The following is a 16,004-nucleotide window of genomic DNA, read 5'->3' as shown; positions in this document are numbered from 1 at the left end:
GCTTTACTTATTCGATAACAGAAACATTCCTGTTAACCATTGTCTGAGTCTTGATAGCAATGGATTTTTCGGCCAGTTTGGTTTTTCCGCTTCTGATTTCGAAGGTATAATCTCCGTCTTCCAGGGAACCGAGGTTATAGCGTGCTTCGAAGCGCAGGGTAGCTGGTAATACTTCGCGGTGCAGTGTGTTGTTGAAATTATCTTTTATATAAAGCGTCAGCTTATCATTTGACGGATTGTCGACAGACAATTGAAATAACAGCTGATCTTTTTGCAGTTGCATAATGCGAACGTTAAAAGATTCTACTGGTGCTCCGTTATCTACTGTTTTTTCATTTGCCATTCTGGATGTACTGTAGGCAAATGTTTTTGTTTGTGCTGCTGCATGTAAAATTGGGAACAGGATAGTAGCGAATAACAACAATGCTGCTTTGGGTGCTAAGAAAACAAAACGTAAGTGTTTCATGACTATTTTTTTATTTTAATCGTCGTTTTTAAATGAGGGCGGTATTAGCTAATCGTGCCTTTCTTATTTCACCGCAAATCTCCGACACGTGAATTAACAGAACATTACGCCATTGTTAAAATAATGTGAGAATTTAGCTGTCTTGTTCGCCATTCATTCCCTATTTTTGCACCGTTTATGGAAGCAATTACAATGAAAAGTAACCGCCCCGTGGCCATTTGGCTATATATAGGTGTGGGTATGTTGATCATACAGGTTTTGCTGGGGGGAATTACCCGTTTAACCGGCTCAGGGTTATCTATCACAGAGTGGCAGCCATTGCTGGGAGCGTTTCCTCCTATGAACGAGGAAGCATGGCAGCGTGCGTTTGATAACTATAAGCAGATTGGACAGTATCATTATATTAATAACCATTTTACCTTATCAGATTTCAAAGCCATTTATTTCTGGGAATGGTTACACAGGGATTGGGCCCGATTGATGGGATTTGTGTTCATTATCCCCTTTATTTATTTCCTGGTCAAAAAGAAAATTAACAGAAGTATGGTCAACCCCATGATCATCTTATTTTTTCTCGGCGGCCTTCAGGGCGCTATAGGATGGATTATGGTGAAGAGTGGGTTGAACGAAGAAAATTTATATGTAAACCATATCCGCCTGGCTATCCACTTTATTTCGGCGCTGGTATTGTTGTCATACGTGTTTTGGTTTGCGCTGAAACTGAGTATCCGCCCGGTAGAAGTGCTGAATGTGCCTGTTTTACGTAAACTGAATTGCTGGCTGTTGGTACTGTTGACTATTCAACTGGTATACGGGGCTTTTATGGCAGGATTACACACGGCGTTGGTGGCCAATACCTGGCCTGATATCAACGGCGCCTGGGTACCAGCTGGAATGTTCTCCCAGGGCGGTTTCCTGACCGATATTGCACATAATCCCATTACCATTCAATTTATACACCGGGGCCTGGCCTATGGCATTACCATCCTGATTGGCCTCTGGTGGTGGAAAGCGGCCCAAACGCCCACCCATAGCTTGCTCCATGCCACCCGCTACCTGCCATTGCTGCTGGTGTTATTACAGGTATTGCTGGGAGTACTGACGTTATTAAATAGCCAGGTTAAAATCCCCATCAGCTATGGCATTTTACACCAGGCCGTAGGGATGTTGTTGCTGCTATCGCTGATCTGGACGTATTACCTCAGCAGGGGCGATAAAGCATCAGCTGAGTTAATATAGAAGCCGTACAGAAACAAAATTCCTGTCTTCGTAAATCTGTAAATCCGTAAATTTTCCGTAGGTTTATTTGTAATAATCGTCTGATGAAGGTGAAGTTATTACTTATAAAAACTTACTATTCTTTCCCTATACAGCTGCTGCTGCTCCACTTCAGGAAGTACCAGATATTGCTTATTTTTTGGGTAATTCTGTTCAGCACCATCAACGGAGGGTTTGCTAAAGTGTTTGGCGGCAATGCGTTATACCTGGCGCCAGAATACCTGGGAAAGGTAAATTTCTACAGTACTACGCTACTTGGGCTGGCTACTGGTATGTTTATTATGAGTTGGCAAATCACCACTTTTATCCTGCATACCGGGCGATTTAAATTTCTGGCTACTACCACCCAACCTTTTTTCAAGTATTGCCTCAATAACGGTATTATCCCGCTATTATTTATCATCAGTATACTCTTTCGGGGGTGGGAGTACCAGCGATACGAGCAACTGACCAGCGTTCCGGATATTTTGTTGTTGGGAGAGGGGTATATCTGTGGCGTGCTTTTTATCTTCTTTTTCTGTTTCTTCTACTTTTTTAACGCAGATAAAAATATCGGACGCCGGCTGGAGAAGCGTTTTGGCAACCCGCGCAATTTTGTGCGGATGATTCTTAAACCCACCCAGGAACCCGATGAGAACGCCTTGCCGGTACATAACTATTTTACTACCCCCTGGCGTATCCGACGAGCCAGGAATGTAGATCACTACAATAAGCACTACCTGGATAGTATTCTTAAACAGCACCACTTTGCGGCTATGATTACAGTGGGATGTTCCCTGATATTCCTGGTGATACTGGCCTATATGATGGATTACAATGTGTGCCGAATCCCGGCTGGCGCCAGCGTGCTCATCTTCTTCGCTTTCCTGATAGGGGTGGCCGGCGCTTATTCTTATATGCTGCAAACCTGGTCTATCCCTATTTTGCTGATGATGCTGTTTGGACTCAATTGGATGGTAGAGCATAATTGGGTAGATAACCGTAACAAAGCCTATGGCCTTAATTACCATCAGCGGAAAGACCGACCCGAATATAGCGTGGGAGCGCTACAGCAGTTTTTTACCCTGCAAAAATATGAGGCGGACAAAGCCGCCACTATCCGGATTTTAAATAACTGGAGAAAGAAATTTCCTGCCGATAAAAAACCTCCCTTGATCGTGTTGAACTTCAGCGGAGGCGGAAGTCGTTCTGCTACCTGGAGTGTTAATGTTTTACAGCGGCTGGACAGCCTTTTGCACGGTCGTTTAATGAAACACACCATGCTGATGACCGGGGCTTCCGGAGGCATGTTAGGGGCCACTTATTTCAGGGAGTTATACTATCGGCAACAGCAGGGAAAACCCATACGCCTGGGCGATAGCAAATATGTTGAAAACGTATCTGACGATTTACTGAATTCCGTTTTTACCGCTATGGCAGTAAACGATTTTATTACCCCCTGGAGAAGTTTCCGGATTGGTAAGAATCAGTATGCGAAAGATAGGGGATATGCTTTTGAAATGCAGCTGAACGAGCATACCGACAGCGTACTGGATAAAACCCTGAAGGACTACCAGGTTCCGGAAGCGGACGCCGAAATTCCTATGCTGATCTGGAATGCCACGATAAACGCTGATGGACGCCGGTTGATGATTTCCCCACAGCCTGTCAGTTATTTATGCAGCCCAGAGTATTTGTATCCTACCCGCCAGGTACGGGACATCGATGGGGTGGATTTCGCGCAGTATTTTGCTGCGCAGGGAGCTATGGATCTGCGTATCACCAGCGCAATCCGTATGTGTGCTACTTTTCCGTATGTATTACCCAATGCATTTTTGCCCAGCAATCCTATTGTGGACGTAATGGATGCGGGAATCCGGGATAACTTTGGGCAGCAAACAACCCTGCGTTACTTATATACTTTTCGTAAGTGGATTGATGAAAATACGAGTGGGGTAGTGTATATACAGATCAGAGACACCCGTAAAAATGATATTTCTCCTATTAAAAAAACGAAGGACCTCAGCGACCTGCTTTTTGAACCGCTGTTTACCATGCAGCAGCATTGGAGCGCTATGCAGGACTTTGATCAGGATGGCTTATTGAATTATATGGAAGGGTATTTCCCGAATAAGTTTCACCGGGTAATTTTCCAGTATGTGCCACAAAAACAAGATAAGGCGGCGGCTTTGTCGTGGCATCTTACCTCCCGGGAAAAGCTGGACATTGCCCATGCGCTGGACAACCCTGCCAATCAGAGCGCCCTGGAATACGTAGTAAAGCTCCTGCGGGAATAGGGATCATTCCTGTAAAAACTTCAGCAAGGGGGTAATAAATTTCGTGTAGACTTCAATGTGAGGGAGGTGGCCTACTCCTTCAATAGGCACCAGGGTGGCGTGTGGAATTTTTTCAGCAGCCTTTTTCCCCAGTTCCGGGTAATTCCCCAATGTTTTCCGCACTTCTTCCGGTGCGCTGGCTTTCCCCAAGGCTGTACGATCCCGTTGCCCAATAATCAACAGAGTAGGGGCTTGTATGTTGGAAAATTCGTAGATCACGGGTTGTGTAAAGATCATGTCGTAAGTAAGGGCGGAATTCCATGCTACGCGCAAATAATCGGGATTGCTGATCCAGCTGGCCTGTAGCTGTGCCCATTTATCATAGGCGACCGACCATTTGCCGGCGTAGTAGTTGTCCATCATATATTGCTTAATTTTCTCGTAGCTCTGTTGTAGCTCTGCCTTGTACCATGTATCTATGGACTGATAAGGCATTTTTACTTTCCAATCTTCCAGGCCGATGGGGTTTTCCAGTATCAATTTTTCCGTGACTTGTGGATACAGCAGGGCAAAACGTGCTGCCAGCATGCCTCCCATAGAGTGCCCGAGAATAGCTGCTTTACTGATCTGGAGTGTATCCAGCAGGGCTTTGGTATTTTGAGCCAGTTGTTGAAAGGAGTATTGGAAGCTTGCTGGTTTGGAGGATTTACCAAAGCCTATTTGATCAGGTATGATAACGCGATACCCGTTATTACTAAGATCGGCTGCGGTACTGTCCCAGTAAGCGCCGCAGAAATTTTTCCCATGCAGCAGCACTACTATTTTGCCATTAGGCTTAGTTGGTTGCACATCCATATAGGCCATTTTAAGTGGTTGGCCCTGTATATGCAGCTGTAAATAATGTACAGGGAATGGGTATTTATATTGAGATAGGGTGATATCCTGGGCGGGTATCTGTTGAGCGTAGGAGGTACTTGTAAAGATGCCGGCCAGGACAACGACCACGAAGTATAATTGCAGGCGCATGGTAAATAAGTGAGGTGGTTAAAATGCAGTAAGGAAGTCAAAATTGACGCCATACCCGCCGCAAAGGTAATAGTTGCTTATGTTTAATTGTAATTGACTGATTATTAGTTGTTTGTGAGGGCGTGGCTCGAGATGACCAAATGATTACATTTATTTAAAACCCGTTCCCTTCATTCTCGTCAGGTTTTCGTACCTTTGCGCCTTCTTTTTGTAGCTATTAGCGTAAATTTTGTTAATGGCTGATAGCGAAAGATTTAAGTATATGAACATTCGTAATATCGCAATTATTGCACACGTAGACCATGGTAAAACTACCCTGGTTGACAAAATCCTTCATCAGACAAATGTGTTCCGGGCTAACCAGGAATCGGGAGAGCTGATCATGGATAGTAACGATCTTGAAAGAGAACGTGGTATCACCATATTCAGCAAGAACGCATCTGTTGAGTACAAGGGAACCAAGATCAATGTTATTGATACTCCGGGCCACGCCGACTTTGGTGGTGAGGTAGAGCGGGTATTGAAAATGGCTGATGGGGTTATCCTGCTGGTAGATGCCTTTGAAGGGCCGATGCCGCAAACTCGTTTTGTGTTGCAGAAAGCATTACAGCTGCACCTGAAACCTATTGTAGTAATCAATAAGGTAGATAAGGCTAACTGTCGTCCTGATGAAGTACATGATGCAGTTTTTGAATTGTTCTTTAACCTGGACGCTACAGAAGAGCAGCTGAACTTTCCAACGTTTTATGGTTCCGGTAAAAATGGCTGGTTCAACAGTTCATTAGAACAGTGTGAAGATATTACTCCACTGATGGATGGTATCCTGGAATATGTTCCGGAGCCAAAGACTCCGGAAGGTAACCTGCAGTTGCAGATCACCTCACTGGATTATTCTTCTTTCCTGGGTCGTATTGCAGTAGGTAAAGTAGCGCGCGCTTCTATTGAAGAAGGACAGTGGATTACCCTGATGCAGGCAGATGGTACTGCCAAGAAGCAGAAAGTACGTGAACTGTACATCTTTGAAGCACTGGGTAAGAGAAAAGTACAGAAAGTATTTGCCGGTGATATCTGCGCAGTAGTAGGTATTGAAGGTTTTAATATTGGTGACACCATTGCTGATGCAGAAGCTCCTGAAGCTTTGCCGATTATTAGCGTGGATGAGCCTACCATGAACATGTTGTTTGGTATCAACAACTCTCCGTTCTTTGGTAAAGATGGTAAGTTTGTTACTTCCCGTCACCTGCGTGACCGCCTGGTAAAAGAAACTGAAAAGAATCTGGCGCTGCGTGTAATGGATTCCGACAGTGCGGATAGCTTTATGGTATATGGCCGTGGCATCCTGCACTTAGGTGTATTGATTGAAACCATGCGTCGTGAAGGTTACGAATTAACTGTTGGTCAGCCGCAGGTAATCGTAAAAAATATAGATGGTAAAAAATGCGAGCCGTACGAAACCTTGGTGGTAGACGTTCCGCAGGATTTTGCCAGCAAGGTAATTGACCTGGTAACCCGTCGTAAAGGTGAAATGCTGATCATGGAAACCAAAGGTGAAATGCAACACCTGGAATTTGAAATTCCTTCCCGTGGTTTGATCGGTTTACGTACGCAGATGCTGACTGCTACAGCTGGTGAGGCTGTAATGGCGCACCGCTTCAATGACTATAAGCAATGGAAAGGTGCGATCCCTGGCCGTAACAATGGTGTATTGATTGCGAAAGAAGCAGGTACTACTACTGCTTACTCTCTCGATAAACTGCAGGACAGAGGTTCTTTCTTCGTAGATCCGGGAGAAGAAGTGTATAAGGGTATGATCATTGGAGAAAACAACAAACCAGGTGACCTGGTAGTAAATCCAAATGAAGGTAAGAAACTGACCAACATGCGTGCGAGTGGAACAGATGGTGCGGCTAGCATTGCACCTAAGATCCTGATGACACTGGAAGAATGTATGGAGTATATCCAGCATGATGAGTGTATCGAAGTAACGCCTAACTTTATCCGTATGCGTAAAACCATCCTGGATGAAGAAGAACGTAAGAGAACTGCTAAGAGCATGAAAGCAGAAGCTTAATTGTTCAGGTAAGATAACTTAGTGAAAAAATAAGAACCCGCTCTGGTGAACAGAGCGGGTTCTTATTTTTCGGGGTTAAGGGTCAAATAAAATCCCCGCCCAGGATAAGGCAGGGATGTGCATACTAACCCAATGCTTACTAAAACTAAAACTAACTTCGAGTATATTAAATACTAAGATCTTTTTATGCTTCAGCAAAAATTCAAAGGCAACGCTGGTTTATTCAGCATCCAGCTTTTCCTGGATTTTCACTTTGATTTTTGTTTCGATTTCTGTTGCCAGTTCCGGATTATCGATCAGCAGTTGTTTTACTGCATCGCGGCCCTGACCTAATTTATTGCTATCATAGCTAAACCAGCTACCGCTCTTCTGGATAACGCCGTATTCAACACCCATGTCGATCACTTCACCCATTTTGGAGATACCCTGACCATACACGATATCAAATTCTGCCTGGCGGAATGGAGGAGCTACTTTGTTTTTCACCACTTTCACTTTCACGCGGTTACCTATTGCTTCATCACCATCTTTAATCTGGCTCATGCGGCGGATATCCAGCCTTACGGAAGCATAGAATTTCAGGGCGTTGCCACCGGTAGTGGTTTCCGGGTTACCAAACATTACCCCGATTTTTTCACGCAGTTGGTTGATAAAGATGCAGCAGCAGTTGGTTTTGGAAATGGTGGCAGTTAATTTACGCAGCGCCTGTGACATCAAACGGGCTTGTAATCCCATTTTGCTTTCACCCATTTCACCTTCCAGCTCGCTCTTTGGTACCAGGGCAGCTACGGAGTCTATTACCACTACATCTACTGCTCCGGAAAGAATCAGGCGATCCGCGATTTCCAGTGCCTGTTCACCGTGATCTGGCTGTGAAATCAACAGGGAATCTACGTCCACTCCCAGTCTTCTGGCGTAGCTGCTGTCAAAAGCATGCTCCGCATCTATAATGGCGCAAATGCCACCTTTTTTCTGTGCTTCTGCAATCGTATGTATAGCAATGGTTGTTTTACCAGAAGACTCAGGTCCATATATTTCAATGATTCTTCCTTTAGGTAAACCACCTATTCCAAGCGCAATATCAAGACCCAGAGAACCTGTGGAAATCACTTCCATTGGTGCTTCTGCCTTTTCACCCATCATCATCACAGATCCCTTACCGAAATCCTTTTCTATCTTGTCCATTGTGAGGCGCAGGGCCTTCAGTTTTTCTGCATTGGCTGTAGACATATCATTAATGTTTTTACAAATTTAAAAGATAGCTGATCACAATTAGAAAGCAAATCAATTGGATTGCTAAGTTATAACTAATTTTTTATTTTCCTAAATATTTTAGCAATTTCTTTTAAATGCTAAATAAAATAGTATTTCTTTTTTGCCGTTATGCCCGTTTACAAAGGGTTTGATCGTAACGACATAACAAAGATGCGACACCAATACGCATTGAATATGCGTAACAACAAAATGCGTTAAAAATTTTTCCGGGGTATGAGAATTCTACTGCATTTTTAAAAAGCGTAGTTATACGCTTGAGTATAAGCCGGGAATGTATGACTTTTGTATTGTCAAGTTTAGTTGTTAAAGTTAATCCCCTTTTGTTTGTTAAGGTTGTTTGTTAGCCTGCCTTGCGGCCTTACATCCAGTGTGAGTAAGTAATAGTGAAGAGGTCTGGTTTACCCCAAAAGTTTTATTCGCCATTCTGAAATTTGTTTACCCCTGTTTCCGGTCAGATTTGCCGATGTTACAGAGGAAATCCGGCTGGAAACAGGGGCCCCCCAAAGGGAGAAGCATCTTATTTTACCAGTATCAGGCAAGCAGCCAGCTGGCAAACAACTCCAATCAGTAATCCGATATAAATTTCCCGGGGAGTATGTGCCTGCAGCACCATCCGGGCAGTAGCCACCACCGCAGTTACGAAAAAGGTAATCACCAGCGGCACGGATACATTCATATGCATGCCCCAGGCGAGCGACAGCAAAAATCCAATGACACCACCCCAACCTACAGTATGCATGCTGGTCTTGATAAAATTATTGGTAATAAAAGCAATGGAAATACTCAGAAAAACACCCAGGAAAAAGGCTGTATAAAATTTAGGCGCCCGCCCTTCCTGTTGAAAAGTATAGAATGCCCAAAAGTAGTAGGTGATCATCGCTACATAGGGAATGATCCGGTCGCGCTGTGTCTTCATATATATAGAAGAAACAAACTTCAGCGCTTTGGCCAGCAGTAGTGTTAATACCGGGAAGCCGATACTGATGATCGCTACCCGGAAATATAGCATGTCAAAAGCAAAGCGCTTGCTCAGCGGCTTAAACGCTACCATATACTCGGGAATAGACGCCAATACCAGGAAGGTAACCAGCAAAGGAATGAACAGCGGATGCGAGATATAGGAAATAGCCTGCGCGAGTGATCGCATCCCAGGTGAAAATTCCGGCGCTTCGTGTAAGTTCCCGTTCCGGTCTAAAACTGCATGTTCTTGCATGGTATGGTGCTTATAATTCTTTACGTAAACGGGCTACCGGAATATTGAGTTGCTCCCTGTATTTGGCCACCGTACGGCGGGCAATATTGTATCCCTTGTCCTGCAACATCTTCGTCAGATTTTCATCACTCAAAGGCTTACGTTTATTTTCTGCCTCTATCAGGTCCGACAAGATTTTCTTCACCTCCCGGGTGGATACTTCCTCGCCACTGTCGGTAGACAGGGACTCAGAGAAGAAAAATTTCAGTTTAAAGGTACCAAACTCCGTTTGTACATATTTGCTGTTGGCCACGCGGCTAACGGTAGAAATATCGAGTTGCGTACGGTCGGCGATATCTTTCAGGATCATCGGCTTCATGGTGGTTTCATCCCCGGTGAGAAAAAATTCCCGCTGATAATCCATGATAGACTCCATGGTAGAGAGGAGCGTATGTTGCCGTTGTTTAATGGCGTCTATAAACCATTTGGCGGCATCTATCTTTTGCTTGATAAAGAGTACTGCTTCTTTCTGACGCTTGTCTTTTTTGTCGCCCCGGTCGTACTCCTTCAGCATTTCACGGTATCCGCCGGAAATACGGAGGTCGGGAGCATTGCGGGAGTTCAGGGTCAGCTCCAGTTTGCCGGCATTGTTGAGGATAAAGAAGTCGGGGAGCACATAGCTTTCTGCTTTATTCAGGGTGGCAAAATTTCCCCCTGGTTTAGGCGTAAGCCTGATAATCTGTGTGATGGCTTCTTTCAAGCCTTCATCTGTTAAACTCAACGCCTTTTGTATCTTCTCGTAATGCTTCTTGGTAAATTCATCGAAGTAGTTTTCCAGGATCTGGTAGGCATTATGTACGCCCGGATCTTCCTGTGACTTGCGTTTCAGCTGCAATAACAGGCATTCTTTCAGATCGGTGGCGCAAACGCCGGCCGGATCGAAGTCCTGTATTTTTTTAATCAGCGATGTAATCTCTTCTTCTGTGGTATCAATATTCTGTGAAAATGACAGGTCATCTACCATAGAGCTGATTTCCCTGCGCAGGTAACCATCGTCGTCTATGCTGCCAATGATATGTTCTGCAATGGCGTTCTGGTGCTCATCGAGTTCCAGCATGCCGAGCTGACTGAGTAAGTGTTCATGAAAAGAAGTTTCCACCCGGATCGGAATGGTTTTATTACTTTCATCCGGATCGGGATAATTATCATCGCGCAGTTTGTAATCGGCCACGTCATCATCTCCCTCACTTACATATTCAGAAATATCTATATTGTCATATTCATTTTCGCTGCCATCGGGTTCAAATTCATCTTCTTCGGAAGGTGTTTCATATTCTTCCTGTTCTTTGAATTCGTCTTCCCCTGCTTCTTCCCCATATTCCAGGGCAGGATTTTCCTCCAGCTCTTCTTTAATCCTCTCTTCCAGGTTTACAGTAGGTACCTGCAGCAATTTCATGAGCTGAATTTGCTGAGGTGAAAGCTTCTGTAATAATTTCTGCTGTTGTGTCTGCTTTAACATAATTGTTCCCTAATAGGGCAAAATTAATAAGTCTAAGGTTAACAGAGCCCTAAGCTTTCGCTTTCTACAGGTCTAACTCCAATTGCTCTGGTAACAAGCGAAATGATTTCCGGTGGAAAGGTGTTTCACCAAACTCACGTAAGGCATCCCGATGTTGCTTGGTAGGATAGCCTTTATTTACATCCCAGCCGAAATGCGGATAGTCCCCATGCAACTGCTGCATGTACTCATCCCGGTAGGTTTTAGCGAGAATGGAAGCTGCTGCAATGGAGGCATATTTACCATCGCCCTGGATAATACAGGCGTGGGGCGTAGTGCCGTAAGCATAAAAGCGATTTCCATCTACCAGGATAAATTCGGGTTGTTGTTGCAGCTTTTCCAATGCCAGGTGCATGGCCTTGAAAGAGGCTTTTAATATATTTATCTTGTCAATTTCTACATTATCTACACTGGCCACGGCATAGCAGATGGCTTTTTCTTCAATCACCGGTCTGAGGATATCCCGGTCAGATGCCTTCAACTGTTTGGAATCGTTGAGCAGCGGATGACGGAAATCCTTCGGCAGTATAACGGCTGCCGCAAACACAGGACCCGCGAGGCATCCCCTTCCGGCTTCATCACAACCGGCTTCTGTTAATAATTCCTGATAATAAGAAAGTAACAAATCAAATCTATTAATCCGGGTAAAATTACAAGATTAATGTTCACGGAACAAGGATTACCGAATTTTGAAGGTATACCACAGTATTCTTTAATCCTTTTTGAACAGATCTTTAAAATCCTTTTTGAAATCTGTCCACTCTTTGTCCGATTTTTTCATCAATTGATCCACAGCTGTACGCGTACTGTCCCATTTTTCCGCACTGCTGCTTTTTATATCTTCCAGCTTCCTGTTCATTTCCGCTTTTAATGCGCCCAGCTTTCTGCGGGCCGACTTGCTTTTTTCATCCCCCTCTTTTTTCAACTCCTCAGATGTCTGATCTATTTCCCTGATCCGTTCCCGGAGTGCTTCCGCTGCCTGGTCTTTTTGTTCAGACAGATAATCGCCAGTGCTATTGGCGGCGGACTTAATGTCTTCTGCCGCACTTTTGATGTTTTCTTTTACTTCTTCCTTTTTCTCCTGTTGCCGGCTGCTTTCATTGCAGGCAAAAAATGCAGCCAGGCCCAGTACTAAGAATATCTTTTTCATATCACAACTCTTTTTAAGTGAAACAAATAATTGGCATGGCCCTTCAGGCTGTTCCCCTTAAGCAAATCATATTCCAGTTTTTCTTCCAGTCACTATTATATGAAAATAATTATTATGTATATGACCGGATCTGCGACCCCTGCCCAATAGGAAAAAAATAGGTAGGTTTGAGGTCCTAAAAAACAAAACCTGATTTAATATGAGAAAAAAATTACTGGTTTTGCTCTTGCTGTTTAGCGTATCTGTCAAGTGGGCTAAAGCAGATGAGGGCATGTGGTTACCTTATTTGCTGGGGCAACAAACATACAACGACATGGTAAAGCGTGGATTAAAACTTACCAAAGAACAGTTGTACAGCATCAACAAAGCTTCCCTTAAAGATGCCATCATTATTTTTGGCGGTGGTTGTACCGGAGAAATTGTTAGCAACGAAGGCCTCATTTTTACCAACCACCACTGCGGCTATGGCGCCATTGCTGCCGCCAGCTCTGTGGAGCATAACTACCTGAAAAACGGATTTTACGCTAAAAATAAACAGGAAGAAATCGCCTCCTCCCAACTCTCTGTACAGTTCCTGATCAGAGTAGAAGATGTGAGCAAAGAAGTGGAAGATGCCCTGAAAGGCCTCGACGGGACTGATAGAGTCAAGAAGGAACAGCAGGTATACGGTGATATCATCTCTAAAACCACTGCCAATACCGGCTACGAAGCGAAAGTGGTACCTATGTTCAAAGGCAACCAGTACCTGCTGTTTGTATATGAGCGCTATAAAGATATCCGTCTCGTAGGTACGCCTCCTGAAAGCGTGGGTAAGTTTGGTGGAGATACCGACAACTGGGAATGGCCCCGTCATACCGGCGACTTTTCCATTTTCCGTGTATATACCGGAAAAGATGGTAAGCCAGCGCCTTATGCGGCTGACAACGTGCCCCTGAAACCTAAGCACTTCCTGCCGGTATCTATCAAAGGCGTGAAGGAAAATGATTATGCCATGATCTTCGGTTATCCCGGCGGTACCAACCGTTACGAAACTTCCTATGGTATACAACTGAAAACCAGCATTGAAAACCCTTACCTGGTAAACCTGAGGGATGTTAGACTGAAGGCCATGTTTGAACAGATGAAGAAAGATCCTGCGGTTAAATTGCAGCTGGCTTCTTCTTACGCCGGTATAGCCAACTACTGGAAATTCTTTGATGGCGAAACCAAACAACTGGAAAAACATGGTGTACTGGCCGATAAACAAAAACAGGAAGCTGCTTTTGCTAAATGGGCACAAGACAAACCTGAATTTGCGAACGTATTGAAAGATTACGAAGCCACTTATAAAGCATGGACCCCCTACGCCAAACAACGTGTATATCTGAATGAAGGCATCCTGGGCTCCCCGCTGGCATCTTTTGCAGGCTCTCTCATGGGGGTGGAAAGAGCCCTGGTAACGCCAGGCGCTCCCAAAGACGCCGTGAAACAGGCCATAGAAGCAGCAGACAAAGCCCGTACAGCTTTCCTGGAAAGCGAAAACAAACCCAGCGACCAGAAAATCCTGGCAGCTACCTGCCATATGTATTATACCGACATCGCTAAAGACCAGCAACCCGCTGGTTTTTATGAAGCGCTGAAAGCCAAATACGGCAGCCTGGATGAAGACAATACCTATCGTACCTGGGCCACTGGCGTAATGAGCAATACTATGATTTTTGACGATGCCAAATGGAAAGCATTCGTAGCCAATCCGGATGCAGTAACCCTGCAGAACGATCCGGCTTTCGCATACGCCAGCACATTTATCAAAAATTATGTTGGTAAATACCTGCCTCTGTATACCCAGTTCAACACCAAAGTCAATGACCTGGGCCGTACCTACCTGAAAGGCGTTATGCAGATGAATCCCAATGCCAACAGGTACCCTGACGCAAACTTTACCATGCGCTTATCTTATGGCCAGGTGAAACCATACGCTCCCCGTGATGCGGTACACTACGATTACGTAACTACCATGAAAGGTGTGATCGAGAAATATGTTCCCGGCGATTACGAATTTGACCTGCCAGCCAACTACCTCGATCTGTATAATAAGAAAGATTTTGGGCAGTATAAAGATGCCAAACGCAATGATATCGTAGTAGGTTTTATTACCACTAACGACATTACTGGTGGTAACTCAGGTTCTCCTGTTATCAACGCCAATGGCGAACTGATTGGACTGGCCTTCGATGGTAATTACGAAGCACTGAGCCACAAAATCCAATTCGACGCTGAATTCAATCGTACTATTTGCGTGGACGTACGTTATGTATTATGGTGCATTGAAAAGCTGGGTGGTGCAAAAAATATCATCAATGAGCTGAAGCTGGTGAAATAAGCTGAAAGCTTAAGCAGAAAGCCACAGAGGCGAATAATCAAAGCGTGTATTCCAAATATCCGCTTCGATTATTCGCCTCTGTGGCTTTTGGGCTTTCTACAGATAAAGTATCGAACTTTTTTTGTTAAGCGGTGTTATCCGGAGTAAGGCTGTTGCTGTTCATTGTCGAAAACCTTATAACTCCCCTGCATGCATAAACGATTTTTACGCGTTGCTACCTTATTTGTATGCTGCCTGATTGTACATCCTGCTTTTGCGGCGATTTCCTCGCCGGCCATACGTGATAGTACGGGGAAGGATTCTGCCCGCCTGCTTCCGGGATTTATAAAAAAGATTTCATTTGGAGGCGTCTTCCAGGCCCGTTACACTGGCTCCCTGGTAAAGGAAGTAGATGTAAACGGGGTACATCAGCCAAATGCGGAAGAAGTGGTACGGAATAGTTTTAGTATCAAACGGGCGCGCTTACAGGCCAAGGCGCAGGTAAGCGATCGTTTTACAGCGGCAGTATTGATTAACCTGGCGGAGTTTTCCGGCGATACGAAAGGGAAAGTCCTGGAAAACGCCTATGTATCCTACCGATGGAATGATGCCCTGAATTTCACTATCGGTCAATTCAGACCATCTTTTGGCCTGGAAGACCTATACCCTGTAGATATAATACAGTCGATGGATTTCTCCAACCAATATTATGCCTTTGGCAGCAATGGCTGGCAGAGTTTCCAGATAGGCGTATCCATGTTTGGCGCCTTCAATAAAGACAGTAAAGTGCCCATGAAATATGCACTGTCGGTAGTAAATGGCAATAACCGTAACCAGGTATCGGACAATGACAACGGTAAGCTGGGTACGGCCCGGCTGGAGCTGGGCGATATGAATAAGTTGTCACTCGGCCTCAATGGCGGCTTTGGCGCCGTAAAGCGGCAAAGCGTATATGCGGTAGGCGTGGATGTTAGCGGCGTAATCCCCCTGGCGCCTAAATGGGATCTGCAGTTGCAGTCGGAATATAAGCAGGGTAACAACCATCAGCTCTATTATGCGCTGCCGGATAGCTTGCGTAAAGAGCCGGTTAGCCGGTATATCATGAGCGGCGTATATATTCTTCCCAACTTCCGCTACAAGATTAATTTCCACAAACTTACGTCTATCGAGGTATCGATGCGCTATGAATATTTTAAAGAAGATCAAAAGCACGATGGCACCGTACGGCAATCGTACATTCCTATGGTGAGCCTGGCTTTCCTGAAAGATTATGGTGGACGTATTCAGTTAGGTATGCAGATAGATCAATACAACCGCGATATACCAGGTACCAAAACACATAACAGCAACCTGTTGATAGCACAGGTCCAATGCAGATTTTAAAGCTCGTCA

The 16,004-nt window shown here is 44.7% G+C and carries 12 protein-coding genes; 5 read left to right on the top strand and 7 right to left on the bottom strand.

Annotated elements, in window-relative coordinates; genetic code table 11:
• Nucleotides 1-7 precede the first annotated feature (7 nt).
• The gene (locus FHW36_RS02530; protein ID WP_145661750.1) at nt 8-466 is read right to left on the bottom strand and encodes a hypothetical protein; all 459 of its coding nucleotides are present in this window, start codon (nt 464-466) and stop codon (nt 8-10) included.
• 177 nt (nt 467-643) lie between these two features.
• On the opposite strand from FHW36_RS02530, the gene FHW36_RS02525 reads away from it, so the two are divergent.
• Nucleotides 644-1,705 carry a COX15/CtaA family protein gene (locus tag FHW36_RS02525; protein WP_145661747.1) on the top strand — a complete coding sequence of 354 codons (1,062 nt, stop codon included), beginning with the start codon at nt 644-646 and terminating at the stop codon, nt 1,703-1,705.
• Nucleotides 1,706-1,788: 83 nt separating this feature from the next.
• Nucleotides 1,789-4,020 (top strand): patatin-like phospholipase family protein, encoded by a 2,232-nt coding sequence (locus tag FHW36_RS02520; protein WP_145661745.1) that lies wholly within the window; start codon nt 1,789-1,791, stop codon nt 4,018-4,020.
• Nucleotides 4,021-4,023: 3 nt separating this feature from the next.
• Here the strand turns inward: FHW36_RS02520 and FHW36_RS02515 are convergent, their stop codons facing one another.
• The gene (locus tag FHW36_RS02515; protein WP_145661742.1) at nt 4,024-5,025 is read right to left on the bottom strand and encodes an alpha/beta fold hydrolase; all 1,002 of its coding nucleotides are present in this window, start codon (nt 5,023-5,025) and stop codon (nt 4,024-4,026) included.
• Nucleotides 5,026-5,287: 262 nt separating this feature from the next.
• On the opposite strand from FHW36_RS02515, the gene typA reads away from it, so the two are divergent.
• Nucleotides 5,288-7,096, top strand: coding sequence for a translational GTPase TypA (gene typA, locus FHW36_RS02510; protein ID WP_145661739.1), 1,809 nt, complete (start codon nt 5,288-5,290; stop codon nt 7,094-7,096).
• Nucleotides 7,097-7,315: 219 nt separating this feature from the next.
• Here typA and recA read toward each other — a convergent pair whose 3' ends face one another.
• The 5 genes from recA to FHW36_RS02485 all read right to left on the bottom strand — a co-directional run bounded on the left by recA (nt 7,316) and on the right by FHW36_RS02485 (nt 12,271).
• Entirely contained in the window at nt 7,316-8,326 is a 1,011-nt protein-coding gene (gene recA / locus FHW36_RS02505) for a recombinase RecA (protein WP_145661737.1), read from the bottom strand.
• 562 nt (nt 8,327-8,888) lie between these two features.
• The gene (locus tag FHW36_RS02500) at nt 8,889-9,584 is read right to left on the bottom strand and encodes a hypothetical protein (RefSeq protein ID WP_145661735.1); all 696 of its coding nucleotides are present in this window, start codon (nt 9,582-9,584) and stop codon (nt 8,889-8,891) included.
• A 10-nt stretch (nt 9,585-9,594) separates the two neighbouring features.
• Nucleotides 9,595-11,082, bottom strand: coding sequence for an RNA polymerase factor sigma-54 (rpoN, locus tag FHW36_RS02495; RefSeq protein ID WP_145661733.1), 1,488 nt, complete (start codon nt 11,080-11,082; stop codon nt 9,595-9,597).
• 64 nt (nt 11,083-11,146) lie between these two features.
• Nucleotides 11,147-11,746 (bottom strand): ribonuclease HII, encoded by a 600-nt coding sequence (locus FHW36_RS02490; protein ID WP_145661730.1) that lies wholly within the window; start codon nt 11,744-11,746, stop codon nt 11,147-11,149.
• A gap of 87 nt (nt 11,747-11,833) precedes the next feature.
• The gene (locus tag FHW36_RS02485; protein ID WP_145661728.1) at nt 11,834-12,271 is read right to left on the bottom strand and encodes a hypothetical protein; all 438 of its coding nucleotides are present in this window, start codon (nt 12,269-12,271) and stop codon (nt 11,834-11,836) included.
• A gap of 199 nt (nt 12,272-12,470) precedes the next feature.
• Here FHW36_RS02485 and FHW36_RS02480 point away from each other — a divergent pair, with 199 nt between their 5' ends.
• Nucleotides 12,471-14,633 (top strand): S46 family peptidase, encoded by a 2,163-nt coding sequence (locus FHW36_RS02480; RefSeq protein WP_145661726.1) that lies wholly within the window; start codon nt 12,471-12,473, stop codon nt 14,631-14,633.
• Nucleotides 14,634-14,822: 189 nt separating this feature from the next.
• A complete protein-coding gene (locus FHW36_RS02475) occupies nt 14,823-15,995 on the top strand; it encodes a porin (protein ID WP_145661724.1) in 1,173 nt (390 codons plus the stop codon).
• Nucleotides 15,996-16,004 lie beyond the last annotated feature (9 nt).

The organism is Chitinophaga polysaccharea (assembly GCF_007829335.1).
Taxonomy (GTDB): domain Bacteria; phylum Bacteroidota; class Bacteroidia; order Chitinophagales; family Chitinophagaceae; genus Chitinophaga; species Chitinophaga polysaccharea_B.
This window is presented reverse-complemented; position numbering and strand designations above follow the sequence as displayed.